This is a genomic window from Vibrio sp. TAP-3B (assembly GCF_057784735.1).
Genome location: NZ_CM173495.1, coordinates 2,178,050 through 2,201,795 on the forward strand (window position 1 = coordinate 2,178,050; position 23,746 = coordinate 2,201,795).

The window sequence follows — 23,746 nt, forward strand, 5'->3', positions numbered from 1 at the left end:
CTGACTTGCTCAGAGATTATTTAGCGAAGTTGATGAGTGGGAAACACTTGAAGAAGCCATTGTCGGCACAGTTCAAAAGACCAATTTGTACGCCATCAATTTGATCGGTCATGTTGAAGAAACCAAACTGGAAATTAGACTTTTTAGAGATGCTTGCTAAACCAACATCCGCCATGGTGTAACCTTCAGAGTAGTTCACCGCACTCCAGTTTAAGCCCTTCACGTTGTTGGTGATGTTTACCGCCCCTAAATTCACGCCAGTTGTTTGGCCTTGGTTCCAGTTGACTAAGCCCAGCGATGCGCCTTTCATTTCTTGATTTACTTTTGCTGCACCAAAAAACAGACCGAAGTTAACACCCGTCGTGCGATCCGTTTCAGACATACCAAGCAGTGAAAAATCGATACCTTTGACTTCATTTACCTGACCATGTAGCACCGCTAAACGAACGCCGCCGACCTCTGAATTAGAGGGTACGTTGGTATTATCGATAGTAGAAAACATCACAGGTGTGCTGTCAGCAAAGGAAACTGGTGATGCAATAGCGCCTGCAACAGCCAATGACGTAATAAGCTTTTTCATCTTCATCTCCATGATAGTAAGCAACAATTTACAACATAGTGTAATGTTCAGATTTTGCGCTATCTACACTCTAAAATTGTTAGCGGTCGGTCAGATTTAACCATCTGAGTAAAAAAGAAAAAAATTCTGCGACTATTGTCCTGTATTTACGCTGACATTTCGTAAACTTACCGCTCACACTCTAAAACGCTTTAACAAACCAAATTCAACATCTCTCACGCATAAAAAAAGTCGAGGCTAACAGCCTCGACTTTCATATGGTTTAATCGGTTATCTTTACACTATAAGGCAAGCCTCAAAGCGAAGAGATAGATGGCTACATCATGCCACCCATACCACCCATGCCACCCATATCTGGCATCGCTGGTGCATCTTTTTGAGGTAGGTCCGTCACCATGGCTTCAGTCGTGATCATCAGACCCGCGACTGATGCTGCGAATTGCAGAGCAGAACGCGTTACTTTTGTTGGATCTAGGATACCCATTTCTAACATGTCGCCATATTCGCCTGTCGCGGCGTTGTAACCGTAGCTACCTTCACCCGCTTTGACGTTATTCGCTACAACTGAGTCTTCCTCACCTGCGTTCTTCACAATTTGACGAATTGGCGCTTCCATTGCACGGAGTGCTACACGGATACCAACGTTTTGCTCTTCGTTGTCACCTTGAAGATCAACAATCTTAGAAGCCGCACGGATTAGCGCAACGCCACCACCAGCAACCACGCCTTCTTCAACTGCCGCTCGAGTTGCAGAAAGTGCATCTTCTACGCGATCTTTCTTCTCTTTCATTTCAACTTCAGTTGCGGCACCAACTTTGATGACAGCAACGCCACCTGCGAGTTTAGCAACGCGCTCTTGTAGCTTCTCTTTGTCGTAGTCTGAAGTCGCCTCTTCGATTTGTTGACGAATCTGCGCGACACGGCCAGAGATCATCTCTTCTTCACCGATACCGTCGATGATAGTGGTGTTCTCTTTCGTAATAGAAACACGCTTCGCTTGACCTAGGTCTTCTAGCGCGACTTTTTCAAGTTCTAGACCGATTTCTTCAGAAATGACCGTACCACCTGTTAGAACAGCGATGTCTTGTAGCATTGCTTTACGACGATCACCAAAACCAGGCGCTTTCACTGCAGCCACTTTCACGATGCCACGCATGTTGTTCACAACCAGTGTTGCTAACGCTTCGCCTTCTACGTCTTCTGCAATGATGAGCAATGGACGTGATGCTTTGGCTACGGCTTCTAGCGTTGGTAGAAGTTCACGGATGTTTGAGATCTTCTTATCAACGAGAAGGATGAATGGGTTGTCTAGCTCGACACTGCCAGCTTCTTGGTTATTGATGAAGTACGGGGACAGGTAACCACGGTCGAACTGCATACCTTCGACAACGTCTAATTCGTCTTGTAAGGCCTGACCTTCTTCAACAGTGATAACACCGTCACGACCTACACGCTCCATTGCCTCCGCAATGATGTTACCAACGCTGACATCCGTGTTCGCAGAGATTGTACCAACCTGTGCAATGGCTTTTGTGTCGTTACATTCAACAGACAGCTCTTTCAGTTGCTCTACCGCTGCAGTCACCGCTTTATCGATACCGCGCTTAAGATCCATCGGGTTCATGCCTGCAGCAACCGCTTTTAGACCTTCGTTGACGATAGATTGGGCGAGTACTGTTGCCGTTGTTGTACCATCACCCGCTGCGTCATTTGCTTTAGACGCAACTTCTTTAACCATTTGTGCGCCCATGTTCTGGAACTTGTCTTCTAGCTCAATTTCACGCGCGACAGATACACCATCTTTCGTGATGCTTGGTGCGCCAAAAGATTTATCTAGAACAACATTACGGCCTTTAGGTCCGAGGGTTACTTTTACCGCATCAGCCAGAACGTTCACACCCTCTAGCATTTTAACTCGTGCGTCATTACCAAATTTAACGTCTTTAGCAGCCATCTTTGATTTCCTTTCTAAAATTCTTTGTGTTTAATCTCGTTATTGAATCTGAGCAAAAAATTACCCAATGCTTGCTATTACTCAACGATTGCCATGATGTCGTTTTCAGACATGACAAGCACTTCTTTATCGTCGATTTTTTCAGTCTTTGTGCCGTAACCTTCGGCGAAGATAACGGTATCACCAACTTTAACGTCTAACGGTAGCACTGTGCCGTTTTCTAGGATGCGGCCTTTACCCACAGCTAGAACAACACCGCGAGTTGATTTTTCTGCAGCAGAACCAGTCAGAACGATGCCACCAGCAGACTTGGATTCAACTTCTTTACGTTCAACGATAACTCGGTCATGTAATGGACGAATGTTCATCGGTCGTCTCTCCTGAAAATTTCCATGTTTATTTGATAATTGCCCGCCTTAGGGCACGTGATCACTATATAAGGGGTCGAAGCAACGATCCCAAGGGGCGGGTATGATTTTTTTGTGACTTAGTTAAAAGATCGCAACGGTTTGCGCGAGAAATGCGCACTCGCTCACTTTCTTGGTTTCTTGTATCCTTGCAGTTTGCTCACCAGATAGACGTCCAACATGCAGGAAAATAACAAACCGGAAACTCAAGCGACCGATAAGCATGGTTTGTTGACCGCTCCTATTCCTGAAACACTGCGGAAAATGACCGTCCCAATGACCTTGGGCATGGTCGCTATTTTGATGTTTAACTTGGTCGATACATTCTTTATATCGCTCCTTGGCACCCATGCTCTGGCGGCGATCAGTTATACTTTTCCGGTCACTTTCGCCGTTAACTGTATCACGATGGGCATTGGGATGGGGCTTTCGACCAACATTGGTCGTCTACTCGGGCAAGGCCATGCGCCACAAGCCGCTCGGTTTACGACTCACGGCCTGCTGTTAGCCGTATTACTGGTGGCGATAGCATCTTCGGTTGGCTTCGCGACGATCAGACCACTGTTTCACTTTCTGGGCGCCACTGAAGACCTAATCCCGCTTATCGAACAATACATGCAGGTGTGGTACTTGACCATCCCTCTGTTGGTGATCCCAATGGCTGGCAACAGTGCAATACGCGCCTCTGGTGATACCAAAACACCGGCTAAGATCATGATGCTGGCAGGCCTGATCAATGGCATGCTAGACCCATTGTTGATTTTCGGCTTAGGTCCATTCCCAGAGCTTGGTATCCAAGGGGCCGCGATTGCCAGTGCGTTTAGCTGGTTAGGTGCCTTGTTGGGGTCCTTCTACGTATTGGTTAAACGCGAGAAGCTACTCGCTCAACCGCAATGGGGATATTTAAAGCAAGACTGGCAACAAACATTAAAGATCGGAACGCCCGCGGCTCTGTCCACTGCGATGAACCCGTTATCAGGGGCCGTTTTGATGATGTTATTATCACATCACGGAACCGCTGCGGTCGCGGCCTATGGCGCGGCACAGCGAATTGAGTCCATACTGATTCTGGTTTTGATGTCATTAACTTCAGCATTAACCCCCTTCATGGCGCAGAACTTAGGGGCAAAGAATCCTCAGCGGGCTTTCTCAGGGCTCTTTCTCAGCATGCGCTTTTCCGTCGTATTCCAAGGTTTCATTTTCTTAGCCATGGTGCCTTTGAGCATTCCTCTGGCGGCGCTGTTTTCACAAGAAGAGACCGTAAAAAACCTGCTGTGGCATTACTTGCTCGTCGTGCCATTTAGTTACGGTTTTCAAGGCATCGTGATGATGTTGATCAGCGGGCTCAATTCAATGCACAAGCCGTTGCGTGCGTTCCAATGGAGCTTCATGCGTCTGTTCGTCTTTACTTTGCCTTCCGCTTGGATCGGCAGTCAGATTTATAATATTGAAGGCTTATTCATTGGCATCGCCGTCGGTAATACGATCGGCGGAGTGTTGGGTTACCTGTTTGCGCTACGCGAACGAAGACGGATGCTTATGAAGCAAAACCTGACTTCTTAAAGATCATTATATTACGAGCCAACCTATTAGCACTAGAATACAAAAAAACCGCGGAGAGCCGCGGTTTTTGTATTTTTGATTGTCGAGTTCAACCTTACTTAGAATAGCTCTTCCGCAACTTTGTATAGATCACTACGTACTGGACGCTTCATGTTTTCGATAGCATCGATGATATCGTGGTGAACAAGCTGCTCTTTTACGATACCGACACAACGCCCGCCATGACCTTCGATCAATAAATGAACCGCGTAGTTACCCATACGAGACGCCAAAACGCGGTCGAAGGCCGTTGGACGACCACCACGCTGGATATGACCAAGTACGGTTGCGCGTGTTTCACGACCGGTTGCTGCTTCGATATCACGTGCGAGCTCGTTGGCGTCCATCATCAGCTCAGTAAGCGCGATAATGGCGTGCTTTTTACCTTTTGTGATGCCATCTTTGACGTTGCTGATCAGCTTCTCTTTATCAAGACCCGTTTCTGGGGTGATGATGTACTCACAGCCGCCAGCGATTGCAGACATCAGAGTGAGATCACCACAGTGGCGACCCATAATTTCTACAATTGAAATGCGTTGGTGAGATGAAGAGGTGTCACGTAGGCGGTCGATAGCATCAATAACTGTATTTAGCGCACTTAAATAGCCAACGGTATAGTCAGTACCCGCGATATCGTTATCGATGGTGCCTGGCAGACCAATACATGGGTAACCCATTTCAGTCAGCTTTTTTGCCCCCATGTACGAACCGTCACCACCAATAACAACCAGTGCGTCGATACCATGTTTTTTGAGGTTCTCAATCGCTTTTTCACGCACTTCCACTTCTCTAAATTCAGGGAAACGTGCAGAACCTAAGAACGTACCACCTTTGTTGATCACATCTGAAACACTAGAACGATCTAGCTTTTCGATGCGGCCTTCGTATAGGCCTAGGTAGCCGTCGTACACGCCACATACTTCCAATCCCTCGGATAGTGCTGTACGTACCACGCCGCGTATTGCAGCGTTCATACCAGGAGCGTCACCGCCACTTGTTAAAACACCGATCTTCTTAATCATGCTCACCCTCGATCTTTGGCAATCAATTATTTAATTTTCTTTTAGGCCCCTCGTTACCAAGCAACCTGCATAATCCAGAACTGTGCGTTATGTTACATTTCCTCTACCGGATTACCAATGAAAACGCACTTTTTTATGTAACTTTTCTACTTATGTAAGAGTATTACAGTTTCTCTATAAAACTTTGTTGATTCACATCAGGATCACGATTCTTAGCAAGTATAGTTGGAAAGATAGTCAATAAGCGCCTGTTTGTCGTCAGACACCGATTGATTTCTCGCACACTACCAATCTTGAGCTTTTTGCTCTTTCTCCGAGCCAAAAACCACCGACAATGGATCTTGGTGGATCAACACATCCGCTTCAGGAAACAAAGTCAGTAGACTTGCCTCTACTTTATCTGCGATGTGGTGCGCTTCAATTAAACGTAAGTTATCGTCAAGTTCTAAGTGCAACTGAATAAATCGCGTCGGGCCTGACATACGAGTACGCAGCTGATGCACCCCGAGAACCCCTGTCACTTTGAAGCACTCGGCTCGAATTTGCTGTAACTCCTCATCCGGCAACTTTCTATCCAGTAAGGTTTGGATAGCCTCGCTCACCATTTTGAAAGCGCTGTACAGAATATAGATGCCAATACCAATGGCAAACACCGCATCGGCCTGCGTCACCCCAAAATAACTCAAGCCAAGTGCAACCATAATCGCCGCATTCATATATAAATCGGTTTGATAGTGGAGTGAATCCGCCGCAATGGCTTGGCTGCCGGTCACGCGTACCACATGTTTTTGGAACATCACCAAGCCAAGTGTGACCACAATGGCAAACAGCGATACATAGACACCGAGCTCCGGCGCATGTAACGCATGCGGACGGAAAAAGCGATCGATCCCATTGAGGATCAAAAAGACCGCAGAACCGGAGATAAACATCGCCTGAGCCAAGGCCGCCAACGATTCAGCTTTACCATGACCAAAAGTATGTTCTCTATCTGCTGGCTGTAAGGCAAAGCGGACGACGATGAGGTTGACCACCGAAGCGGCGATATCCAACATCGAGTCGATCAGTGACGCCAACAGACTGACCGATCCTGTCACCCACCACGTGATGACTTTTACAATGAGAAGAAGCGTCGCCACAATGGTTGCCGTCCAAGCCGCCGTCGTAACTAATCGTGCATATTGCTGTTTCATAATCAAATAGTTAACTCAAACCATACGTTGAGTATATTGAATGCGTATGAAATAACCAGATCAAAAAGAGGCAACCCATGGCTGCCTCCTTAATATGATTCGATAATGGCTTAATTATTACGATGCTTACCCATGCGCTGCTGCATTCTGTCACCACACTCTTGCATGCGTTCGTTTTGCAGTTTCATAAATTCGGTTTTTTGCTCTGGCGTCAATACACTTAACATCTGATGTTTTCTTTCCAGCATTTTTACGCGGTGCTCAGTTTGGCGTTCCACCATTTCTTTGGCTAACGCCGTTGCCTGCGCTTGATCAAAATCATCTGCCATCATGAGGGATTGCATTTTTGCGTGGTGCGCTTGACGTTCTGCCTTATACGCTTGACGATTTTCAGCGTATTTACCTTTCATCTCAGCGCGGTTTGCATCACGGAAAGACTCAAACTGACCTTTTTGAGCATCCGTCAAGTTCAGTTCACGCATGATGCCACGGTCCATTCCCACACCGCACTCATCGCGTGCGCCTCTATGATGGTCTTTACCACCGTAAGCTAATGCGCTTGTAGCACCTAACGTGAGAGGTAGAACCACAGCAGCTAACACAAGTTTTTTTACAGATTTCATAATTCTATTCCTTACCCCGGTGAGTGATTTTTCTGAGCTGTTCTCACAGCGCTTGATTATAGAATACGACCTCCTAGGTAAAACGACGTATAGAGAGCGTAAAGAATCGTAAAGAGTGATTTTTATTCTCTCCGCAACCCCTCATTCCAATGTAATATGACATCATTGGTAACTTACGGCGGATGCCCCCATGGCAAACATTCTTTTGATTGATGATGATATTGAGCTAACCAGCTTATTAAAAGAAGTACTCAGTTTTGAAGGGTTTGAAGTCAGCGAAGCGAATGATGGTGAAGCGGGCTTAGCCGCCGTCAATCGCGAGATTGATTTGATTTTATTGGATGTCATGATGCCTAAACTCAATGGTATGGAAACACTCAAACGCTTACGTGAAAACTGGGACATCCCGGTCTTAATGCTGACCGCCAAAGGCGAAGAAATTGACCGCGTGATCGGTTTAGAACTGGGGGCAGATGATTATTTACCAAAACCTTTTAGTGACCGCGAGCTATTAGCGCGCATTCGTGCCATTTTACGACGTACTCACAGTACGCCCAAGCACACCAAAAGCAGTGACTTCATCGAATACCAAGAGCTTCGCCTTTACCCTGGAAAACAAGAAGCGTATTGCGACCAACAATTACTCGATCTCACTGCAACCGAATTTGCACTGCTGACGCACTTTGTTCAACACCCAGGGCATATCCTCACCAAAGAAACGTTGAGCTTGGATGTACTGGGTAAGAGACACGCAGCCTTTGACCGGGCGATCGATATGCACGTATCGAACTTACGTAAAAAATTACCAGATCAGAGCAATGGCAAACCACGCATCAAAACCCTGCGTGGTCGAGGCTATATGTTACTAGAGGAGGATTAATGCGCCTATCTCGCATCAAACTGCCCAGTATTAATAGCTTATATGGACGCATCTTTGCCATCTTTTGGTTCACGATGTTATTGGTGCTGATAGCGGTGTTGTCACTGCCACATTTGGACCCACGTAAAGCCCGAGACATTCCTGAAGAGCATTATCAACGCATGGTAGAAACGCGTGACGCGATTCAAACAAAATACCGGCAACAAACCGATTTAGGCCGGATTTTATTCCGCATCGAGGGCAATCGTCATGGCAAACATGACGCTCGTCCAAGAGTGTTTTTCTCAGACTACAATGGCAACGTACTCACAACGGATAAACGCAGTAATTTTCAGTTGCGTGCGATGCAAAACTTTGTCACCAGCATCGAAGATTACAACCACCCCAAACAAAAACTCTACGGTCGATACATGATTGCAGGCCCCATTCCCATCACTCTAGCTGAGTCAGAGATATTGATGTACGTAGGGTTTAAATGGAATGAGACCCCACCGCTGTTATTACGCCTGTTCGATCACCCATTACAGCTCCTGTTGGCCGTCATGCTGGCCAGTACACCGCTGCTATTGTGGCTTGCGTGGGCGTTAAGCCAACCTGCACGCCGCCTTGAAGAAGCCGCTCACCGTGTGGCAAAAGGGGAATTTGTCATTGATCCTAACCTAGAGAAAGGCACTGCCGAATTTCGCCAAGCAGGCAGCAGCTTCAACCAAATGGTCGAAGCCGTTAACCAAATGATTTCCGGCCAACAACGCTTGCTTTCGGATATTTCTCACGAGCTGCGCTCACCTTTAACGCGTTTACGCATGGCCAGTGCCTTAGCCACTCGTAAACAAGGGGAAAGCCCAGAACTGACGCGTATAGATACCGAAGCACAACGCCTTGAGCAGATGATCAGTGAACTGTTAGAACTGTCTCGCATGCAAGCGAACAGTCATATGACACGAGAAACTCAACCACTCGAAAGCTTATGGGAGGAGATCATTAAAGACGCGCAGTTTGAAGCCGAACAAATGGGTAAGCAGCTGCACTACTCAGATCTGCCTAAACGTAGTATCTCAGGCAACCCTAAATTACTCATGAGCGCCGTTGAGAACATCGTTCGTAACGCGATTTACTATGGTAAAGATCACGTGCAAATCGATATCCACGCAGACAACGACACTCTCCACATCATCGTCGACGACAATGGCGATGGGGTGCCAGAACAAGAATTGGAAGCAATTTTCCGCCCGTTTTATCGTGTATCCACCGCTCGCGACCGCCACTCAGGAGGCACAGGGCTTGGCCTAACGATTACCGAAAGTGCTATTCGCCAGCACAGCGGTACTATCATCGCCAGTCGCAGTCCGTTAGGTGGTTTACGAATGAGCATTACGTTACCGCTTAATACATGACCTGAGCTCGCAACACTCGAAGCCGAATACCTCACGTGGTGCCTAACGCGCCCGAACTCGAACGCAAGGCGTTAAGAGTAATGAGCGAACGGCAATCTAAAAAGCAGGCAAACACGTATAGGGTATCCGTCATTGGAAGGGTATTGGCTAGCCAGCCAGCGCCCTTTCCTATACCCAAACAGCCGCTTGGGTATATACTCCCTCTCTCTTTTGACTAATTCTATTTCCAGACCATGTTTGATATCGCTTTATACGAACCAGAAATCGCGCCGAACACCGGCAACATCATTCGCCTGTGTGCTAACTGTGGCGCCAATCTCCACCTGATTGAGCCTCTGGGTTTCGATCTTGAAGAGAAGAAAGTCCGTCGTGCCGGTTTGGATTACCACGACTTAGCCCGCGTCACACGCCATAAGAATTATCAAGCCTTCCTAGAGTATTTAGAGAAAGAGAAGCAAGGTAACTACCGCTTATTTGCGTGTACGACCAAAACCACTGGCCATCACGTCGATCGACAATACCGAGAAGGGGATGTCTTGATGTTTGGCCCAGAGACACGCGGCCTACCTGTGGCAGTGATCGATAGCTTGCCAATGGATCAACGCATCCGTATTCCAATGATGCCAGATGCACGCAGCCTCAACTTATCAAATGCAGTGGCGATCATCGCATTCGAAGCGTGGCGTCAAATGGGGTTTGACGGCGCGTTATAAGTCAAGCAACGAGCCTTCCAGACACAAAAAAGGGCGCTACTGCGCCCTTTTGCTTTTCTCTACTTGCTGAGTGAATCAGTTGAGCTTATTACGATCATTGTCGTCTTTACGCTCATATTCCCCTTCGAAGGTCTTGCCATCATCCGGTTTAGAATCAAATGGATCACGGCGAAACGGATCTTGTTCAAATGGATCTTGGCTAGAAAACCCACCGTGGAACCCTCCACCTTGGACCGTTTTAACCACTATCTTGCTCATCAAGTATTTCGCAATGGCCGCTCGAGGAGCTGGCACCAGCACTAACATACCAAGTGCATCAGTCATAAAGCCTGGAGTCAGTAGCAACACGCCAGAAACCGCTAACATCACGCCTTCAAAAATTTGCTGCGCAGGGATCTCACCTTGCTCAAGGCGACCTTGCACCGACATCAATGTTTGAATGCCCTGACTGCGCACCAATGACGCCCCCACAAATGCAGTGATTAAGACTAAGGCGATGGTCGGCCATAGACCTAAAAAGCCGCCCACCTGAATAAATAAGCCGATTTCGATGATCGGGACGAAAATAAACGCCAATAATAAGATAGGAAACACACGCCCTCCTTTGTTCAATTCAGTGTAATGGCAAAAGCCAGCTAACCTCAAACGAATCGTTGTAAAAAAGCGTGTTCATACTCTGCCTTTTTTATCGAAGACCTTTATACCAACAAAATTAGCACGCAAACACATTATGTTTAATACCATTACTATATGTGCATACGGTTTTTTCTGTGCTGAGCTCCCCAATTTCAGACTCTTAAAATTCAGATTTGTCGAGAAAAAATGCTTACCCACAAAGGGTTATTAATAACCCGTTCATAGTTTGCAAAGTATTGACTCATGAAAAACGAAAAAGGTGATCTAGTTACTATTTTTATGCGCTAGGTGCAGTATCATGTGCCACATAAGTCAGGACGGATTTTCCAGCCAAAAATTCTGATGAATGGATTCTAGATTGCAGAAATGGCTAATAAACAACGTTATTATCAGAATTATTATCTAAGGATCCTGCTATGGCTACTCTATCTGATGCTCCAAAAACAGCAAACCCAGCCACTCGTATTGAAGAAGATCTATTAGGTCAACGTCATGTCCCAGCAGATGCGTACTACGGTATTCATACGCTACGTGCGATCGAAAACTTCAACATCTCTAATATGACCATCTCTGACGTGCCCGAATTTGTACGCGGCATGGTCATGACCAAAAAAGCCGCAGCGTTGGCCAACAAAGAACTTGGCGCCATTCCAAAAGACGTAGCGAACTACATTCTAGAAGCGTGTGATTTGATCTTAGAAACAGGCAAGTGTATGGATCAATTCCCATCAGACGTATTCCAAGGTGGTGCGGGCACTTCTGTTAACATGAACACCAATGAGGTGATCGCGAACCTTGCGCTTGAACTCATGGGTAAAGCAAAAGGCCAATACGAGTTCATCAACCCGAATGATCACGTTAACAAGAGCCAATCGACTAACTGTGCGTACCCAACCGGTTTCCGTATCGCCGTTTACAACAGCATCCACAAACTCATGGAAGCGATTGAGTACCTAAAAGGCGCCTTTGAGCTTAAAGCAGTGGAGTTCAAAGACGTTTTGAAGATGGGTCGTACTCAGCTTCAGGACGCGGTTCCTATGACTGTCGGTCAGGAGTTTCACGCTTGGGCAGTCACGCTAAACGAAGAGATTCGAGCGCTTGATTACACCTCGAAACTGCTCCTAGAGGTCAACCTAGGCGCAACCGCGATCGGCACCGGTTTAAATACACCAACAGGCTACCAAGCACTCGCCGTAAAACACCTCGCGGAAGTGACAGGCCTAGAAGTTGTTGCGGCAGAAGATCTTATCGAAGCAACATCTGACTGTGGTGCATACGTCATGGCGCATGGCGCGCTAAAACGCCTTGCGGTTAAGCTCTCTAAAGTTTGTAATGATCTTCGTCTGCTGTCTTCTGGCCCTCGTGCAGGCCTCAACGAATTAAACCTACCTGAAATGCAAGCAGGTTCTTCAATCATGCCGGCAAAAGTCAACCCGGTAATCCCTGAAGTAGTCAACCAAGTTTGCTTCAAAGTGCTCGGTAATGATAACACGGTCTCTTTCGCAGCCGAGGGCGGTCAGCTACAACTGAACGTCATGGAGCCGGTGATTGCTCAAAGCATGTTTGAGTCTGTCTCTTTGTTACACAATGCCTGTGTGAACCTACGTGATAAATGTATCGACGGTATCACGGTAAACAAAGAAACGTGCGAGAACTACGTTTACAACTCTATCGGCATCGTCACTTACTTAAACCCATACATTGGCCACCACGAAGGTGACATTGTGGGCAAAATCTGTGCAGAAACAGGTAAGAGTGTTCGTGAAGTCGTCCTTGAGCGCGGCCTACTAACCGCAGAAGAGCTTGATGAAATCTTGTCAGTAGAAAACTTCATGCATCCAACTTATAAAGCAAAACGCTACGAGTAATCATTTATTAAAGGGGGCCAACTAGGCCCCTTTTTTAGAATTTCATACGGTTAAGTGCATTTTCTAGGCCTTTATTACCGTAATACAATAAGGCTCTGATTCTCTGAGCATTTATTCCTTTCCTGAGTGTTCAAAAAATCAGAATCAATAAAAAAACTAAAGAGGTATCAATATGGTCATGTTCGAACTATTCGTGGTCCTGCTCTTCATTTATTTGGGGGCAAGAATCGGCGGCATCGGCATTGGTTTTGCTGGTGGCGCCGGGGTCATTGCGTTGTCTTTGATCTTGGGCGTACCAACAAGCCAAGCCTACATTCCCGTTGACGTCATCTTAATCATCATGTCGGTTATCACTGCTATCGCTGCTATGCAGGTAGCGGGTGGTTTAGATTGGATGGTACAAGTGGCAGAAAACTTTTTGCGCAAGCATCCTGAACGCATCACCTTTTACGCACCTATCGTCACCTTTCTAATGACACTCTTGGCGGGTACTGGCCACACCGCGTTTTCGACACTGCCTGTTATCGCTGAAGTAGCGAAAGGCCAAGGTGTTCGCCCGTCTCGTCCTCTGTCTATTGCCGTAGTCGCATCACAAATCGCTATTACAGCATCGCCAATCTCAGCGGCCGTTGTCGCATTTGCCGCAATGCTGGCACCGGTGGGGGTGGATTACCTTACGCTGTTAGCGGTTTGTATCCCAACCACGTTCATCGCTTGTATGATCGGCGCATTCGTAGCCAACTTTATGGGTAGCGAGCTGAAAGACGACGCCGAATACCAAGACCGTTTAGCAAAAGGTCTCATCAAGCTTAATACTGAGTCTAAGCGTGAAATTTTGCCAACAGCGAAGAAAGCAACGTTTATCTTCCTAGGTGCGATCGCATTCGTAGTGTGCTATGCCGCGGCCATTTCTGGCTCTGTGGGTCTCATCGAGAACCCGGCACTAGGTCGTAACGAAGCCATCATGAGTGTCATGCTTGCAGCCGCCGCTGCGATCGTATTGAGCTGTAAGCTTGATGCGGCGAAAGTGCCCGCAGCCGCGACATTCCGCTCAGGTATGACGGCGTGTGTGTGTGTGCTGGGTGTGGCATGGCTAGGTTCTACGTTCGTTAACGCGCACGTTGACGGCATCAAAGAAGTGGCTGGCGCGCTATTGGCTGACTACCCATGGATGCTGGCACTGGTTCTGTTCTTCGCGTCGATGCTGCTTTACTCGCAAGGTGCGACCACGGTGGCGCTAATGCCAGCCGCATTAGCCATTGGTGTGGCGCCGCTAACCGCCGTTGCGTCTTTCGCAGCCGTTAGTGCGCTCTTCGTACTTCCAACTTACCCAACGCTACTGGCGGCGGTTGAGATGGATGATACCGGTTCAACTCGTATCGGTAAGTATGTCTTCAACCACCCATTCTTTGTACCCGGCGTGGTTACCATCGCATCTGCCGTTGCGCTTGGCTTCGCATTCGGTGGGCTGTTGATCTAGTCACAAAGAGTCTTACTCGGGGAGCTTCGGCTCCCTTTTTTATTGCCAACAGTCTTGAATTGCGCTCAACAAATCTTCACATTGATGAAACTTATTGACCCGCCTACAGGTCTGATTGAGTTACACTAACGGCAATTATCTAAGATGAATTGAACCTTTTTATGCGTGCATTATTCTCCGTTTTACTCTTAGGGCTTATTACCTTCTCCGCACCGTCTCTTGCATTATTTGGCAAAGACCAGCTTAACAATCCCCAAAACAACAGCTTTGCTAGCAGCAGCGACAGTTTTGTTCCGGTCGATCAAGCGTTTCCGTTTAACTTCTACCAACAAGATGACCAATTGATGCTCGACTGGCAGGTGCGTGACGGGTACTACCTGTATCAAGAGCGTTTGTCTGTCGCGGGAGAAAATATCACTCTCGGCGAACTGCAAATGGAAAACGGTACGCCGCATAAAGATGAATTCTTTGGTGATGTACACATCTATACCACCCCTTTATTCGTAAATGTGCCGCTAAAAGAGTGGCAAGAAGGTGCTCGCGTGGTGGTTCAGTACCAAGGCTGCGCTAAGGCTGGCTTTTGCTACCCACCGGAAACTCGTGTGATACCGATTAGTGCATTCACATCATCGGGATCAGACGCATCAGCAGACCGCGCGCTAAACACGCCGAAGGTTGAGCCCGTTCCATCTATCGCCCCTGCAACGACCAGCAACACCACGCCGGTGACAGAACAAGACCACTTGGCAGCGAACCTAGCGGATAACTGGTGGACTCCCCTGCTATTTTTAGCTCTCGGCGCTGGCTTGGCATTCACTCCATGTGTACTACCGATGTACCCGATTTTGACCAGTATTGTACTGGGTAGCGGAAAGCTCAACCAACGCCGTGCTCTGGGTTTATCATTCGTATACGTGCAAGGCATGGCGTTGACTTATACCTTACTCGGCCTCGTTGTGGCATCAGCAGGCATGCAGTTTCAAGCGGCCATGCAGCACCCATACGTCTTGATCGGTTTGAGCGTATTGTTCCTCACTCTTGCAATGTCGATGTTTGGGCTTTACTCACTGCAACTACCGAGCAGTGTGCAAACTTGGCTGAATAACGTAAGTAATAAACAACAAGGCGGCAGCAGCGCAAGCGTCTTTGCGATGGGCGCGATTTCAGGCCTCGTTTGCTCTCCGTGCACCACCGCACCGCTGTCAGGCGCCCTACTTTACGTGGCACAAAGTGGCGATCTACTCACTGGTGGTATCGCGTTGTACGCCCTCGCAATGGGAATGGGGATTCCTCTGATCCTCATTGCTGTATTTGGCAACAAGCTACTCCCAAAAGCAGGCGCTTGGATGGCTCGCGTGAAGACGCTCTTTGGCTTCATTCTTCTTGCGGCGCCACTCTTTTTACTTGAACGCATCTTGCCAGAATTGTGGTCGACGATGTTATGGTCTGCCCTAGGGATTGCCGCGTTTGGCTGGTTATATCACGTAAAAAATAGCTTAGCGTTTGGCGGTTGGAAGCAGAGCACCATTGGCATCATTGCAGTGTTAGGTTTGCTTGCTTCAGCACAACCGATCATGAACTACTGGTTTGGCAACGGAACAACACACACTCAACAAGCGACGGTGAGCTTTACTCGTATTACGAATGTGGCGGCACTGGAAGAACAACTCGCTCTCGCCAAAGCGGCAGGCAAGCCTGTGATGCTCGATTTCTACGCCGATTGGTGTGTGGCTTGTAAAGAGTTTGAGAAGTACACCTTCCACAACCCGAGTGTAGCCGCCAAGCTCAAAGACTTTGTGTTACTCCAAGCCGATGTGACCAAAAACCAAGTACAGGATATCGAATTACTCCAACACATGAACGTGCTTGGCTTACCAACCATTGAGTTCTGGAACAGCCAAGGGGAACATGTTTCAAACGCTCGTTTAACCGGTTTTATCCAAGCCGAGCCTTTTTTAGAGCACATTAACCAATTCTGAGTACCATCAATTCAAACGCCAGTGAAAGTCATTGGCGTTTTTTGTTGCACAGATTTGAATGATAAAATTGAGCTTATATGCATTTTTACTAATAAAAGTCGATTTGGTTCAGACTTTTAGCGAATAAATATTGTCCACTTTCTCTAAGCTGGACAATAATAAATTTAACGAAACAGTCAAAAGTGTTTAACGTCATGGATTCGACCTACACCATCATCATCGCCGATGATCACCCCCTCTTCCGCAATGCCTTGTTTCAATCGATCCACATGGCAATCAGTGGGGCAAATTTGCTTGAAGCCGACTCGCTAAATGCTCTATTAGCTTTGTTAGAAAAAGAAGAAGAGCCCGATTTGGTGCTATTGGATCTCAAAATGCCGGGCGCCAATGGGATGTCCGGTTTGATTCACTTACGCGCTGAATATCCTGATTTACCTATTGTCGTCGTCTCCGCCAGTGAAGAGCCTGCGATTGTGACGCAAGTAAAAAGCCATGGTGCCTTTGGCTTTATTCCTAAGTCGAGTGACATGCGTGAACTGGTTAATGCGCTTAACCAAGTACTCAACGGTGACCCCTACTTCCCAGAAGGGCTGATCACCAATAACGCGGCGTGCAATGACTTGGCAGAAAAGATTGCCGCGCTCACACCGCAGCAATATAAAGTGCTGGGCATGCTGTCAGATGGCTTGCTCAATAAACAAATCGCTTATGAGTTGAATGTGTCAGAAGCCACCATAAAAGCGCACATGACGGCGATTTTCCGGAAACTTGGGGTTAAAAATCGCACTCAGGCGGTTATCATGCTAACGGAGATGAGCAGCTAGAGTGACTGCTCATCGATGAGTTCCTCTTCTTTAGGTAAACGTACACCGACCTTCGTCACTTGTCGGTCGACAACATCGGCAATAATCCATTGCAATCCTTGCCATTCAAACTGGTCACCTAACACCGAGGTTGTACCCAGTTGCTCCTCGACTAAATTACTTAAGTTTTTGTCCTGCAGATCATCGCCCAGATTCAAACCATACATCATCGCGACATCGGCCAGCATTACGTCGCTATCCAAAAAGAAGTCACCAAAGAACCGGGTGTGTGAGGCTTTTTCTGGCGCTTCACTGAACAGCAAACTGAGCGCATCCAAGTCCTTCTCTTGTGCAAAGACACACAAGGTGTCGCCTTCTGCCAATCGGGTACTGCCTGACGGGTGCAATAACTCTTGGCTACGAAAAACCGCGACAATGCGAGTCCCTTCTGGCATCGATAGACTGCGCAGCGGCTCCCCGATGCACCATTTATCCACTTTTAGCTTGTAGATAAACAGCTCCCACTCACTTGTTGGATAGATGTCCACTCCCGTACGAGAAATGGGTTCTGGCTTTGGCGGCAGTTCCACCTTCGCAAGCGACATCGCTTTGGTCAGGGTTCCCCCTTGAACAACCAAAGACACCATGACGACGAAGAAAGCTAAATTGAAGTACAACTGCGCATCCGGTAGCCCAGCCATCATAGGGAACACGGCCAAAATGATCGGCACCGCACCGCGTAACCCCACCCAAGAGACAAACCATTTCTCACGTGGCGTGAAACTCTTGAATGGCAGTAAACCGATCCAAACCGAGATTGGACGTGCAAATAAAATCATCCCGAAGGCCAGCGCTAAACCTGGCAACGCAATAGAGAGCAAGTTGGAAGGCGTGACCAACAAGCCAAGCACGAGGAACATGCCGATTTGAGCTAACCATGTCATGCCATCCAGCACATGAAGAATCGAATGGCGGCTGCGTGTTGGACGATTCCCCAACAACAGGCCAACTAAGTAAATGGATAAAATTCCACTGCCGCCCAACGTGTTGGACAAAGCGAAAATCAATAGGCCCCCACTGACCGTAAGAATCGAGTACAAGCCTCCCGGTAATTGATTGCGATTAATAACTTGCCACAATACCCAACCACCAGCAAAACCGAGCAAAGCACCGATACCAAACTGTTTCACAAAACTCAGAGCGACAAAAACCGCGCTCAACTCCGAGCCTTGGTTGGTCAAAATAGCAATCAGGGTAATGGTCAGAAAGACTGCCATTGGATCGTTGGTGCCAGACTCAATTTCTAGCGTTGCGCCAACACGTTCGTTGAGGCTACGACCTTTTAGTAGAGAAAAGACCGCGGCGGCATCAGTCGAGCCAACAATCGCGCCAACCAGTATCCCTTGCAGTAAATCCAGATCAAACAACCAAGTCGCCATCAACCCAGTTAAGATTGTAGTGATCGCAACACCAAACGTGGCCAGTGACACCGAAGGCCATAACGCCACCCGAAAGCTGGCAACCCGTGTTCGCATGCCGCCATCGAGGAGAATAATGGCTAACGCGAGGTTGCTGACCAAATACGCAATAGAAAAATTATCAAATAAGATCCCACCTAAGCCGTCTTCCCCCGCCAGCATCCCTACCGCTAAAAACACCAAAAGAATCGGAATGCCCAACTTAGAGGAAACCGGGCTTAAAAGAACGCTAACTGCGATTAACAACGCCCCTATAAGAAAAAAACTGTTAATGCTGTCTGCATCCATTCTCACCCTCCCTTAATGAAAACAATAAACCACCTCAACATGTAAGGTCCTGCGAGGATAACCTAGCAATATTACTTTATTGTGCATGAAAACGGTTCTACGGCTCGAAAACTTTATGTAAATAAATCCATTGTGGGCACTCCACTTCCTCGTTCAACGTCATTGCCAAGAAAATCTTTGGACAGACGCTCTACAATCCATGACGAAAAGGGGCATGACTGCAACTTATTGAAACTTTTAACGCGGTCCATATTAGACCTTAGGCTAATTTAACACATCGTTAACATTAAAAATCTATCAACATTCCTGTATAAATGCCCATATCACTGCGATTTTTTGTTTTTATCGCCCCGACTAAAGTTGAAAAGAGTTATTGCCAACACCTTGCTAAGGTACATGATGAAACATTCTTTTAACAACAATACCAATCGTAAGGAGACGGCAATGGCATTTGAAAGCAAAGAAAAAGCCAAAGCCTATTGGGACAAAAACGTGAAACTCATGATCGGCCTAATGGTCATCTGGTTCCTCGTGTCTTTCGGCTGCGGCATTTTATTTGTCGACGTACTGAATCAATTTCAATTAGGTGGATACAAACTGGGCTTCTGGTTTGCTCAGCAAGGTTCCATCTATGCGTTCCTCGGCATTATTTGTTACTACGCATGGAGAATGCGCAAAATTGACCGTGAATTCGGCGTAGATGAGTAAGGAGTCACTCAGATGGATTTGAAAACAATTACCTACCTCGTTGTTGGGGCAACGTTCGTCCTGTACATCGGTATCGCGATCTGGGCGCGCGCTGGGTCAACAAAAGAGTTTTACGTTGCCGGTGGCGGCGTCAACCCTATCGCTAACGGGATGGCAACCGCAGCCGATTGGATGTCAGCGGCCTCGTTTATCTCGATGGCAGGTTTAATTGCCTTCATGGGTTACGGGGGGTCCGTATTCCTAATGGGTTGGACCGGTGGTTACGTTCTGCTTGCTCTGCTGCTGGCACCTTACCTACGTAAATTCGGTAAGTTTACCGTGCCAGAGTTTGTCGGTGAACGTTTCTACTCTAATACTGCGCGTATCGTGGCGGTAGTATGTCTTATCATCGCATCGGTGACCTACGTTATCGGTCAGATGAAAGGCGTAGGGGTGGCGTTTGGCCGCTTTCTAGAGGTGGATTACTCTACAGGTCTACTTATTGGTATGTGTATCGTCTTCATGTATGCAGTACTTGGCGGCATGAAAGGCATCACCTATACGCAGATTGCTCAATATTGCGTACTCATTTTAGCTTACACTATCCCAGCAATCTTTATCTCTCTGCAATTAACGGGCAACCCATTGCCACAGATCGGACTCGGAAGCACGATTTCAGGCACCGATGTCTATCTGCTCGATAGGCTCGATCAAGTGGTAACCGAACTCGGCTTTAGTGAGTACACCACGCAAGTTCGTGGCGATACGCTGAACATGTTTGCTTACACTATGTCTCTGATGATAGGTACAGCAGGTCTGCCACACGTTATCATCCGTTTCTTTACGGTGCCAAAAGTGCGTGATGCGCGAACCTCCGCTGGTTGGGCATTATTCTTCATCGCGATTTTGTACACCACAGCACCTGCGGTATCGGCAATGGCGCGCCTAAACCTAATGGATACGGTGAATCCTGCACCAGGGCAGCATCTTGCGTATGACGAGCGTCCCGCATGGTTCAAGAACTGGGAAACCACGGGCTTGCTTGGCTTTGATGATAAGAACAGTGACGGTAACATTCAGTACACCTCAAACCCAGAAACGAATGAGCTAAGAGTTGACCGCGACATCATGGTACTGGCAAATCCAGAAATCGCGAAGCTACCCAATTGGGTAATCGCGCTGGTGGCAGCCGGTGGTCTCGCCGCGGCACTCTCTACCGCCGCTGGCTTGCTATTGGCAATTTCTTCGGCCATCTCGCACGACTTGATTAAAGGGGTGATAAATCCCAATATTTCCGAGAAGAAAGAGCTACTCGCCAGCCGGATCTCGATGGCGGTCGCGATTGCAGCCTCAGGCTATCTCGGATTAAATCCACCGGGGTTTGCCGCTGGTACGGTAGCGTTGGCCTTCGGGCTCGCCGCATCGTCCATCTTCCCGGCCTTGATGATGGGTATCTTCAGTAAGACCATCAATAAAGAAGGTGCAGTGGCGGGGATGATCACCGGTATCAGTATCACGCTGTTTTATGTATTCCAACACAAAGGCATCCTGTTCGTGGCTGACTGGAAGTTCTTGGAAAGCTGGGGCACAAACTGGTTCTTAGGTATTGAGCCAAACGCATTTGGTGTCATCGGGGCCATATTTAACTTCGCGGTGGCGTACGGTGTGTCTAAAGTGACCAAAGAAACCCCACAAGAAGTAAAAGACTTAGTCGAGCACGTTCGCGTACCAGTTGGTGCTGGCAACGCTGTGGACCACTAAAACATAACCAAAACCACAAAAGCCCCGTCTGGGGCTTTTTTATTCTTATTTTTCAGTTACCGTATTCATAGTCTGTTGTTGCAAGGAAGCCAAGATGTTCAAAAATAAGCACTTTATTCTCGCCCTGTTGATAGCGCCGGTTCTTTCTTTGATCGCCTACTTTGGCGCGGATATGGCGCTCAGTGAGAAGCCGCATGCTGCAAAGGAAGGCGAAAGCTACAAGCTGGCAGGTCAGTCAAACTGTCGCTACACCAGTGGCTTGTGTGATATGAAAAATGGCGATTTTAAAGTTAAATTTCGCTCAGAGCGGTTAACATCAGACAGTCTCGAATTGTCTCTCAATGCCGCTTATCCGCTGGAAGGGGTAAAAGTCTCGCTCGTTGACGATCCTGAGCAAACCTCACAACCCATCGCGATGCAGCCAGCCGACCAAGCCGGAAAAAACTGGTACATCACTTTGCCAAAACCGGCCTCTGAAGAAAGCTGGTTGAGGGTTGTTATTCAATCTGAGGGCACCCTTTACTACGGTGAAACTCAAACGGCATTTGTGAAATACGAAACCTTATTTACTGAATAGCACTTAAGCGATCACTGAACGCGAAGTCAAACATCTGAGCTTTAACGTATAGAGACCAAGCTCAACTGTTGCTGCCGGCGCCCTGCGTCGGTTTTTTTATCCCCATCAACTCACTGCTCAAATAAAGTACTAACCTATAATACATTGACCATCATGATTACAACAAAGAGGTTTATGACCCCGACAGGCCACCTTTACGCCTTTTTGAGCCCATTTAAAACTCAACATGTTGACCGTGTCTGTCTCGACTTGATTGATAGGTCATTATTTTGCCTCAAACATGATAACTCACAATGTGAACAGAGCGACGTAACGTTTCTCGCATTGCCACAATCATGACGTCTGATTTAAATCCGACTCGATTAACCAAAGGACCCGACCATGAGCCGCGAATTCCGTATAGAAACCGACAGCATGGGCGACGTGAATGTTCCATCAGAGGCGCTATATCAAGCCCAAACCCAGCGAGCAGTCGACAATTTCTCCTTCAGTCGACATGTTATGCCAACCGGCTTCATCCAAGCCTTAGCCCACATTAAACAGACGGCAGCACGAACAAATGCACAATTAGAGCGACTCGACGGCGATATTGCGAAGGCCATTGATGAAGCCGCTCAGGCCATCATTGAAGGTCAACACATCGACCAATTCCCAATTGATGTGTTCCAAACGGGGTCAGGGACCAGTTCAAATATGAACGCTAACGAAGTGATTGCGACGTTGGCTTCGCAGCACTTGGGCGGCACCGTGAACCCGAATGACCACGTCAACATGGGGCAAAGCAGTAACGATGTGGTACCAACCGCCATCCAAGTCAGCTCGGCATTAGCCATCGAAAAGCAGCTATTCCCGGCACTCTCTCATCTCAGCCAAACGTTAGAGTCCAAGCGGCAAGCATTGCAAGGCATCGTCAAGACAGGTCGTACGCACCTAATGGACGCGATGCCAATTACCTTTGCTCAAGAACTCGGCGGTTGGCAATTCCAAATTGAACACGCGAAACAGGCGATTGAGCATACGCTCCCAGCCGTGAAAGCGCTCGCACAAGGTGGCACGGCAGTCGGCACCGGAATCAACGCGGATCCACGCTTTGCCGATTTATTCGCGAGTAATTTGACTCAATCGACTCGGATTCAATTCACGGCCAGTAATAACTTCTTTTTCAACCTCAGCAGCCAGGACGCGATCGTGGCACTATCTGGACAACTCAAAACCGCAGCCGTCGCGATCATGAAGATCGCCAACGATCTCCGCTGGATGAACTCCGGCCCACTGGCTGGCTTGGGTGAAATCGAACTGCAAAGCTTGCAGCCAGGCTCTTCCATCATGCCGGGTAAAGTAAACCCCGTGATCCCAGAGGCGGCAGCGATGGCCTCGGCACAGGTAATCGGCAATGACACCACCATTACCGTGGCAGGCCAAGCGGGAAATTTCCAGCTCAACGTGATGCTGCCCGTGATTGCTTATAACGTATTAGAGAGTGTCGAGTTACTTTCTAATAGCGCAATTGCATTGGCAGACAAAGCCATCGCCACGTTCGACGTTCGCCAAGATAACTTAAACATTGCCTTGGCTAAGAATCCGATTCTGGTGACCGCACTGAATCCCGTGATCGGCTATCTCAAAGCGGCAGAGCTGGCAAAGGAAGCGTATCAACAAGGCCGTGCGATCATTGATGTCGCAGAAGAAGAGACCGATTTAGATCGAGCGACACTAGAACGCTTGTTAAATCCTGCTAAGCTGACCCAAGGCGGCGTTGCTAAATAAGCGGAAGACGCAGAGACCGCCATCAGGAGGTCTCTGTCGGTTCAATCGTTGAAC

General features: G+C 47.8%; 20 protein-coding genes. 12 read left to right on the top strand and 8 right to left on the bottom strand.

Features of this window, described 5'->3' with window-relative positions; translation table 11 throughout:
- Window positions 1–16 precede the first annotated feature (16 nt).
- From AC3D28_RS10305 to AC3D28_RS10315, 3 genes are all read right to left on the bottom strand, one after another.
- The gene (locus AC3D28_RS10305) at window positions 17–580 is read right to left on the bottom strand and encodes a VC2662 family protein (protein WP_488534692.1); all 564 of its coding nucleotides are present in this window, start codon (window positions 578–580) and stop codon (window positions 17–19) included.
- 316 nt (window positions 581–896) lie between these two features.
- Window positions 897–2,534, bottom strand: coding sequence for a chaperonin GroEL (gene groL, locus AC3D28_RS10310; RefSeq protein ID WP_098414567.1), 1,638 nt, complete (start codon window positions 2,532–2,534; stop codon window positions 897–899).
- A gap of 77 nt (window positions 2,535–2,611) precedes the next feature.
- Entirely contained in the window at window positions 2,612–2,902 is a 291-nt protein-coding gene (locus tag AC3D28_RS10315; RefSeq protein ID WP_098414566.1) for a co-chaperone GroES, read from the bottom strand.
- Between the two features lie 219 nt (window positions 2,903–3,121).
- On the opposite strand from AC3D28_RS10315, the gene AC3D28_RS10320 reads away from it, so the two are divergent.
- Window positions 3,122–4,504 (top strand): MATE family efflux transporter, encoded by a 1,383-nt coding sequence (locus AC3D28_RS10320; protein ID WP_488534693.1) that lies wholly within the window; start codon window positions 3,122–3,124, stop codon window positions 4,502–4,504.
- Between the two features lie 98 nt (window positions 4,505–4,602).
- On the opposite strand, the gene pfkA is transcribed toward AC3D28_RS10320, so the two are convergent.
- The 3 genes from pfkA to AC3D28_RS10335 form a co-directional block, all read right to left on the bottom strand.
- Entirely contained in the window at window positions 4,603–5,565 is a 963-nt protein-coding gene (gene pfkA / locus AC3D28_RS10325; protein WP_098414564.1) for a 6-phosphofructokinase, read from the bottom strand.
- Window positions 5,566–5,849: 284 nt separating this feature from the next.
- Window positions 5,850–6,758, bottom strand: a complete 909-nt coding sequence (fieF, locus tag AC3D28_RS10330) for a CDF family cation-efflux transporter FieF (RefSeq protein WP_098414563.1) — start codon at window positions 6,756–6,758, stop codon at window positions 5,850–5,852.
- A 110-nt stretch (window positions 6,759–6,868) separates the two neighbouring features.
- Complete coding sequence (locus AC3D28_RS10335) at window positions 6,869–7,381, bottom strand: CpxP family protein (protein WP_488534694.1); 513 nt, start codon at window positions 7,379–7,381, stop codon at window positions 6,869–6,871.
- Between the two features lie 190 nt (window positions 7,382–7,571).
- Here AC3D28_RS10335 and AC3D28_RS10340 point away from each other — a divergent pair, with 190 nt between their 5' ends.
- From AC3D28_RS10340 to trmL, 3 genes are all read left to right on the top strand, one after another.
- On the top strand, window positions 7,572–8,261 hold the full coding sequence (locus AC3D28_RS10340; protein WP_098414561.1) for a response regulator: 690 nt from the start codon (window positions 7,572–7,574) through the stop codon (window positions 8,259–8,261).
- Complete coding sequence (gene cpxA / locus AC3D28_RS10345) at window positions 8,261–9,655, top strand: envelope stress sensor histidine kinase CpxA (protein WP_488534695.1); 1,395 nt, start codon at window positions 8,261–8,263, stop codon at window positions 9,653–9,655. The genes AC3D28_RS10340 and cpxA overlap by 1 nt, the downstream gene beginning before the upstream one ends.
- A gap of 233 nt (window positions 9,656–9,888) precedes the next feature.
- Complete coding sequence (gene trmL / locus AC3D28_RS10350; RefSeq protein ID WP_098414559.1) at window positions 9,889–10,368, top strand: tRNA (uridine(34)/cytosine(34)/5-carboxymethylaminomethyluridine(34)-2'-O)-methyltransferase TrmL; 480 nt, start codon at window positions 9,889–9,891, stop codon at window positions 10,366–10,368.
- 75 nt (window positions 10,369–10,443) lie between these two features.
- Here trmL and AC3D28_RS10355 read toward each other — a convergent pair whose 3' ends face one another.
- Window positions 10,444–10,962 carry an FxsA family protein gene (locus AC3D28_RS10355; protein ID WP_488534696.1) on the bottom strand — a complete coding sequence of 173 codons (519 nt, stop codon included), beginning with the start codon at window positions 10,960–10,962 and terminating at the stop codon, window positions 10,444–10,446.
- A gap of 458 nt (window positions 10,963–11,420) precedes the next feature.
- Here AC3D28_RS10355 and aspA point away from each other — a divergent pair, with 458 nt between their 5' ends.
- From aspA to AC3D28_RS10375, 4 genes are all read left to right on the top strand, one after another.
- On the top strand, window positions 11,421–12,872 hold the full coding sequence (aspA, locus tag AC3D28_RS10360) for an aspartate ammonia-lyase (protein WP_488534697.1): 1,452 nt from the start codon (window positions 11,421–11,423) through the stop codon (window positions 12,870–12,872).
- A gap of 172 nt (window positions 12,873–13,044) precedes the next feature.
- A complete protein-coding gene (locus AC3D28_RS10365) occupies window positions 13,045–14,352 on the top strand; it encodes an anaerobic C4-dicarboxylate transporter (RefSeq protein WP_098414556.1) in 1,308 nt (435 codons plus the stop codon).
- Between the two features lie 161 nt (window positions 14,353–14,513).
- Window positions 14,514–16,331, top strand: coding sequence for a protein-disulfide reductase DsbD (locus AC3D28_RS10370; protein ID WP_488534698.1), 1,818 nt, complete (start codon window positions 14,514–14,516; stop codon window positions 16,329–16,331).
- A 194-nt stretch (window positions 16,332–16,525) separates the two neighbouring features.
- Entirely contained in the window at window positions 16,526–17,155 is a 630-nt protein-coding gene (locus AC3D28_RS10375) for a response regulator (RefSeq protein ID WP_098414554.1), read from the top strand.
- Here the strand turns inward: AC3D28_RS10375 and AC3D28_RS10380 are convergent.
- Complete coding sequence (locus AC3D28_RS10380) at window positions 17,152–18,900, bottom strand: potassium/proton antiporter (protein ID WP_488534699.1); 1,749 nt, start codon at window positions 18,898–18,900, stop codon at window positions 17,152–17,154. The two genes, AC3D28_RS10375 and AC3D28_RS10380, sit on opposite strands and share 4 nt — an antisense overlap.
- Before the next feature lie 444 nt (window positions 18,901–19,344).
- Here AC3D28_RS10380 and AC3D28_RS10385 point away from each other — a divergent pair, with 444 nt between their 5' ends.
- The 4 genes from AC3D28_RS10385 (at window position 19,345) to AC3D28_RS10400 (ending at window position 23,692) form a co-directional block, all read left to right on the top strand.
- Window positions 19,345–19,608: a DUF4212 domain-containing protein gene (locus AC3D28_RS10385; protein ID WP_098414552.1), complete on the top strand. Its 264-nt coding sequence runs from the start codon at window positions 19,345–19,347 to the stop codon at window positions 19,606–19,608.
- 12 nt (window positions 19,609–19,620) lie between these two features.
- A complete protein-coding gene (locus AC3D28_RS10390) occupies window positions 19,621–21,348 on the top strand; it encodes a sodium:solute symporter family protein (protein WP_488534700.1) in 1,728 nt (575 codons plus the stop codon).
- A 94-nt stretch (window positions 21,349–21,442) separates the two neighbouring features.
- Window positions 21,443–21,925: a hypothetical protein gene (locus AC3D28_RS10395; RefSeq protein ID WP_098414550.1), complete on the top strand. Its 483-nt coding sequence runs from the start codon at window positions 21,443–21,445 to the stop codon at window positions 21,923–21,925.
- 381 nt (window positions 21,926–22,306) lie between these two features.
- The gene (locus AC3D28_RS10400) at window positions 22,307–23,692 is read left to right on the top strand and encodes a class II fumarate hydratase (RefSeq protein WP_488534701.1); all 1,386 of its coding nucleotides are present in this window, start codon (window positions 22,307–22,309) and stop codon (window positions 23,690–23,692) included.
- Window positions 23,693–23,746 lie beyond the last annotated feature (54 nt).

Coding starts and splice junctions, on each gene's coding strand:
- AC3D28_RS10400 (WP_488534701.1), top strand. CDS start 22,307: ATGAGCCGCGAATTCCGTATAGAAACCGACAGCATGGGCGACGTGAAT.
- AC3D28_RS10335 (WP_488534694.1), bottom strand. CDS start 7,381: ATGAAATCTGTAAAAAAACTTGTGTTAGCTGCTGTGGTTCTACCTCTC.
- AC3D28_RS10390 (WP_488534700.1), top strand. CDS start 19,621: ATGGATTTGAAAACAATTACCTACCTCGTTGTTGGGGCAACGTTCGTC.
- aspA (WP_488534697.1), top strand. CDS start 11,421: ATGGCTACTCTATCTGATGCTCCAAAAACAGCAAACCCAGCCACTCGT.
- AC3D28_RS10375 (WP_098414554.1), top strand. CDS start 16,526: ATGGATTCGACCTACACCATCATCATCGCCGATGATCACCCCCTCTTC.
- cpxA (WP_488534695.1), top strand. CDS start 8,261: ATGCGCCTATCTCGCATCAAACTGCCCAGTATTAATAGCTTATATGGA.
- AC3D28_RS10395 (WP_098414550.1), top strand. CDS start 21,443: ATGTTCAAAAATAAGCACTTTATTCTCGCCCTGTTGATAGCGCCGGTT.
- groL (WP_098414567.1), bottom strand. CDS start 2,534: ATGGCTGCTAAAGACGTTAAATTTGGTAATGACGCACGAGTTAAAATG.
- trmL (WP_098414559.1), top strand. CDS start 9,889: ATGTTTGATATCGCTTTATACGAACCAGAAATCGCGCCGAACACCGGC.
- fieF (WP_098414563.1), bottom strand. CDS start 6,758: ATGAAACAGCAATATGCACGATTAGTTACGACGGCGGCTTGGACGGCA.
- AC3D28_RS10305 (WP_488534692.1), bottom strand. CDS start 580: ATGAAAAAGCTTATTACGTCATTGGCTGTTGCAGGCGCTATTGCATCA.
- AC3D28_RS10385 (WP_098414552.1), top strand. CDS start 19,345: ATGGCATTTGAAAGCAAAGAAAAAGCCAAAGCCTATTGGGACAAAAAC.
- AC3D28_RS10320 (WP_488534693.1), top strand. CDS start 3,122: ATGCAGGAAAATAACAAACCGGAAACTCAAGCGACCGATAAGCATGGT.
- AC3D28_RS10315 (WP_098414566.1), bottom strand. CDS start 2,902: ATGAACATTCGTCCATTACATGACCGAGTTATCGTTGAACGTAAAGAA.
- AC3D28_RS10380 (WP_488534699.1), bottom strand. CDS start 18,900: ATGGATGCAGACAGCATTAACAGTTTTTTTCTTATAGGGGCGTTGTTA.
- AC3D28_RS10340 (WP_098414561.1), top strand. CDS start 7,572: ATGGCAAACATTCTTTTGATTGATGATGATATTGAGCTAACCAGCTTA.
- pfkA (WP_098414564.1), bottom strand. CDS start 5,565: ATGATTAAGAAGATCGGTGTTTTAACAAGTGGCGGTGACGCTCCTGGT.
- AC3D28_RS10365 (WP_098414556.1), top strand. CDS start 13,045: ATGGTCATGTTCGAACTATTCGTGGTCCTGCTCTTCATTTATTTGGGG.
- AC3D28_RS10370 (WP_488534698.1), top strand. CDS start 14,514: ATGCGTGCATTATTCTCCGTTTTACTCTTAGGGCTTATTACCTTCTCC.